The organism is uncultured Oscillibacter sp., assembly GCF_900546705.1.
In the GTDB taxonomy this organism is placed as follows: domain Bacteria; phylum Bacillota; class Clostridia; order Oscillospirales; family Oscillospiraceae; genus Oscillibacter.
Window position 1 is genome coordinate 1 of the sequence record NZ_URDP01000071.1, and the last position, 4,542, is coordinate 4,542.

Annotated in this window: 6 protein-coding genes; all 6 read left to right on the forward strand. The window is 62.4% G+C overall.

Annotated features, from left to right (window positions below; genetic code table 11):
* Positions 1-542: substrate-binding domain-containing protein (locus QZS13_RS09905; protein ID WP_295588509.1), on the forward strand; the 542-nt coding region annotated here is incomplete at its 5' end.
* 195 nt (positions 543-737) lie between these two features.
* A complete protein-coding gene (gene pstC / locus QZS13_RS09910; protein WP_295588521.1) occupies positions 738-1,598 on the forward strand; it encodes a phosphate ABC transporter permease subunit PstC in 861 nt (286 codons plus the stop codon).
* 3 nt (positions 1,599-1,601) lie between these two features.
* Positions 1,602-2,450 (forward strand): phosphate ABC transporter permease PstA, encoded by an 849-nt coding sequence (gene pstA / locus QZS13_RS09915; RefSeq protein WP_295588511.1) that lies wholly within the window; start codon positions 1,602-1,604, stop codon positions 2,448-2,450.
* A 12-nt stretch (positions 2,451-2,462) separates the two neighbouring features.
* Positions 2,463-3,218, forward strand: coding sequence for a phosphate ABC transporter ATP-binding protein PstB (gene pstB / locus QZS13_RS09920; protein ID WP_295588513.1), 756 nt, complete (start codon positions 2,463-2,465; stop codon positions 3,216-3,218).
* A 13-nt stretch (positions 3,219-3,231) separates the two neighbouring features.
* Complete coding sequence (gene phoU / locus QZS13_RS09925) at positions 3,232-3,879, forward strand: phosphate signaling complex protein PhoU (protein ID WP_295588515.1); 648 nt, start codon at positions 3,232-3,234, stop codon at positions 3,877-3,879.
* A 130-nt stretch (positions 3,880-4,009) separates the two neighbouring features.
* The coding region (locus QZS13_RS09930; RefSeq protein ID WP_295588518.1) for an HD domain-containing protein at positions 4,010-4,542 on the forward strand (533 nt) is incomplete at its 3' end.

Here is a 4,542-nt window from a genome sequence, read left to right on the forward strand (position 1 = left end):
CCGGCCTGGTGGGCACCACTGTGGCGCTGGACGGCATTGCCATCATCGTCAACGCCAACAGCAAGGTCGCTGACCTGACTGTGGACCAGATCGCCCAGATCTTCACCGGTGCCATCACCGACTGGAGTGAGGTGGGCGGCGACGCCGGCACCATCTCCTGCATCGGCCGTGAGGCCGGTTCCGGCACCCGGGACGGCTTCGAGTCCATCACCGGCACCGAGGACACCTGCGTGCTGGCCCAGGAGCTGACCTCCACCGGCGCCGTCATCGAGGCGGTCAAGGGCAACCCCAACGCCATCGGCTATGCCTCCCTCTCCGCTGTGGAAGGCGCGGACGGCGTCAAGGCCCTGACCGTGGGCGGCGTTGCCTGCACCGAGGAGACCGTCCTCGACGGCAGCTATGAGATCCAGCGTCCCTTCGTCCTGGTGACCAAGGAGGGCGTTGCGCTCAGCGAGCAGGCCCAGGCCTTCTTCGACTTCGCTACCTCCACCGCCGCCAACGACCTGATCACCGCTGCCGGTGCGGTTCCCGTGGCGGAATAAGCGAACCATTCCCTGGGGATCAGCCTCCACCCACACACTTGGCGGGTGGGGGCTATTCCCGTAAACCGGGAACGTACAGGAAAGGAGAAACTTGTGGAACGCGAGATTTTGGAAGCGGTGGGCGACGCCGTTTTGACTGCGGCCGTTGCGCCCAAAAAGGCCGATCAGCCCCGCCGCAGCGGAGCGCGGAAGGGCATGGAGCTCTTTGTGCACATCGTGTTTTTACTCTGCGGCATCGTGGCCGTGGCCTTTGTGCTGTTTATCAGCATCTATCTGATCATCTCCGGATTGCCGGCCATCCGGACCATTGGACTGAAGGACTTCCTGCTCGGTGAGGTCTGGGCCCCCACCGCCACCACGGTGGAGCCCTCCTACGGCATTTTGCCCTTTATCCTCACCTCAGTGTACGGCACCGCCGGCGCCGTGGTCATCGGCGTGCCTGTGGGACTGATGACCGCCATGTTCCTGGCCAAGGTGGCCCCGCCCAAGGCGGCGGCCGTGATCCGTACGGCTGTGGAGCTGCTGGCGGGCATCCCCTCCGTGGTCTACGGCCTGGTGGGCATGATCGTGTTGGTGCCCCTGGTGCAGAATACGTTCGGTCTCAGCTCCGGCGCCTGCCTGCTCTCGGCCATTGTGGTGCTGGCCATCATGATCCTGCCGTCCATCATCAACGTGTCCGAGACGGCGCTGCGGGCTGTGCCCAAGGAGTATGAGGAGGCGTCGCTGGCCCTGGGGGCCACCCAGATTGAGACGGACTTCCGGGTGATCCTGCCTGCTGCCCGCAGCGGTGTTGCCACCGCAGTGGTGCTGGGCGTGGGCCGTGCCATCGGCGAGGCCATGGCCATCATCATGGTGGCCGGCAACGTGGCCAACATGCCGGGGCTTTTCACCTCCGTGCGCTTTTTGACCACCGCCATCGCCTCGGAAATGTCCTACGCCTCCTACGGCAGCCTCCAGCGCAATGCGCTCTACTCCATCGGCCTGGTGCTCTTTTTGTTCATCATGCTCATCAATGTGCTGCTCAACGTGTTCATCAAACGGAAAAAGGAGGCGTGATCCATGGAACATAAGCTCTCTGCCAGACGGCAGATTTATGACAAGGGCCTGCGTGCCCTGGTGTGGGTCTGCGCCGGCATTACCTGTGCGCTGCTGGTATTTCTGATCGGCTACATCTTCTACCGGGGTGTGGGCAACCTCTCCTGGAAGCTGCTCACCAGCCAGACAAGCTACATTCAAAACAGCATCGGCATCCTGCCCAATATTCTCAACACCCTCTACATCATTCTGGTGGCTATGGTGATCGTGCTGCCTCTGGGGGTAGGCGCGGCCATCTATCTGACGGAGTACGCCTCCAATCACCGGGTGGTGGCGGTCATCGAGTTTGCCACCGAGACCTTGACGGGCATCCCCTCCATCATCTTCGGCCTGGTGGGCATGCTGTTCTTCATTCAGAAGCTGGGATTGAACCCGGGCATCCTAGCCGGCGGACTGACGCTGGTCATCATGATTCTGCCCACCATTGTCCGTACCACCCAGGAGAGCCTCAAGACCGTGCCCCAGTCCTACCGGGAAGGCGCGCTGGGCCTGGGCGCCGGCAAGTGGCACATGGTGCGCACCGTGGTGCTGCCCAACGCCGTGGACGGCATCGTCACCGGCTGCATCCTGGCCGTGGGCCGGATTGTGGGCGAGAGCGCGGCACTGCTGTTCACCGCCGGCTTCGGCCTGGTGCTCAACGACTTTTTCACCGCGCTCCAGTCCTCCTCCGCCACGCTGACCGTGGCGCTGTATGTGTACGCCAGCGAGCGGGGCGAGACCGGCGTGGCCTTTGCCATCGCGGCAATTTTGATGGTACTGACCTTTTTGATCAATGTGTCCGCCAGTTTGGTGGGCCGGAAACTGAAGAAATAACGGAGGCCCTCTATGGCAGCGATTATGCAAGCAACCGACCTGAATTTGTGGTATGGCCAGAACCATGCCCTGCACGATATCAACATCACCATTCCGGAGCATGAGATCACCGCGTTCATCGGTCCCTCCGGCTGCGGAAAGTCCACGTTTTTGCGGACCCTCAACCGCATGAACGATCTGATTCCCTCGGTCCGCATCACCGGCAAGGTCACCTTCCAGGGACAGGACATCTACGAGCCCAGCGTGGACACCACCTGGCTGCGCAAGCAGGTGGGCATGGTGTTCCAGAAGGCCAACCCGTTCCCCATGAGCATTTATGACAACGTGGCCTACGGCCCCCGTACCCACGGCATCCGCTCCCGGGTGCAGCTGGACGAGATTGTGGAAAATTCCCTGCGGGCCGCGGCCATTTGGGACGAGGTGAAGGACCGGCTGAAAAAGAGCGCTCTGGGTCTCTCCGGCGGCCAGCAGCAGCGGCTTTGCATCGCCCGGGCCCTGGCCGTGGAGCCGGAGGTACTGCTCATGGACGAGTCCACCAGTGCCCTGGACCCCATTTCCACATCCAAGATCGAAGACCTTGCCTCGGAGCTGAAAAGCAAGTATACTGTCATCATGGTTACCCACAACATGCAGCAGGCCGCCCGCGTGTCCGACAATACCGCGTTTTTCCTGCTGGGCGAACTGGTGGAGTTCGGCAAGACGGAGCAGCTTTTCTCCACGCCCAAGGACAAGCGCACGGAAGACTACATCACTGGCCGGTTCGGCTAAGGAGGAACGAGGGTTGAGAAACAAATTTGACGAGCAGCTGGAGCGGCTGCATGTGGAGCTGATCCAGATGGGCGCGGCCTGTGAGGACGCCATTTCCGCCGCAGCGGAGGCGCTGCTCAAGGGCGACGAGTCGTTGGCAGCGGCCGCCGAGGAGGCGGAGCGGGATATTGACCAGCGGGAGCGGGAAGTGGAAAACCTGTGCTTGAAGCTGCTGCTGCAGCAGCAGCCGGTGGCAAAGGATCTGCGGGAGATTTCCGCTGCGCTGAAGATGATCTCCGACCTGGAGCGCATCGGCGACCAAGCAGCGGACATCGCGGAGCTGACCCGATACATCCATATGCCTGAGGGCGGCGACCGCCTGCACATCGCCGAGATGGCCCGGGCGGTGATCTCCATGGTGACGGACAGCGTGGACTCCTTTGTCAAGCGGGACCTGGAACTGGCCCGCAGCGTCTACGCCTCCGACGACAAGGTGGATGCTCTGTTTGAAACGGTCAAGCAGGAGCTTATCAAGATGATCGCTGCCGACGCCGCCCGGGGTGAGATGGGCCTGGACCTTCTGATGGTGGCCAAGTACCTGGAGCGGATCGGCGACCACGCCACCAATGTGGCCGAATGGGTGGAGTACTCCCTCACCGGCCAGCATCCCTCCGGCAACTGAGCGCTTCCCCGGCCGGGAGCGACGGAACATACCGACAATCAGCCTCGGCCGGGAGGCAGAGGCCGGCTGCTTTGCAGGCGGCTTCCGCGCGTTTTCGCGGAGCGGCCGGCGGGTTACAGGAGGTGTCTTGATGCTGACATACGAAGCGGTAAAGAACAACGAGGCTATCCGCACCTACATCCAGCGGGCGGATGAGTCGCTGGTGGCGCTGGGCTTTACGGAGCACAGCTTTGCCCACGTGACCCATGTGGCCCAGACGGCGGGCTACATTCTGGAGACGCTGGGGTACCCGGCCCGGACGGTGGAGCTGGTAAAGATCGCCGGGTATCTCCACGACATCGGCAATCTGGTCAACCGCATTGACCACTCCCAGTCCGGCGCGGTTATGGCGTTCCGGATTCTGGACAATCTGGACTGCGATCCGGCGGAAATTGCCACCATCGTCACGGCCATCGGCAACCACGATGAGGGTACCGGCCAGCCGGTCAACGCAGTGGCGGCGGCATTGATCCTGGCGGACAAGTCCGACGTGCGCCGCAGTCGGGTGCGCAACCAGGATATGACGACCTTCGACATCCACGACCGGGTGAACTACTCGGTAAAGAAGTCCCAGCTCAAGATCAACGAGGAGCATACCCTCATCAAGCTGAAGCTGTCCGTGGA

Bases quoted from the DNA above. Each gene is read 5' to 3' on its own strand.
- pstC (WP_295588521.1), top strand. From the start codon at position 738: ATGGAGCTCTTTGTGCACATCGTGTTTTTACTCTGCGGCATCGTGGCC.
- pstA (WP_295588511.1), top strand. From the start codon at position 1,602: ATGGAACATAAGCTCTCTGCCAGACGGCAGATTTATGACAAGGGCCTG.
- pstB (WP_295588513.1), top strand. From the start codon at position 2,463: ATGGCAGCGATTATGCAAGCAACCGACCTGAATTTGTGGTATGGCCAG.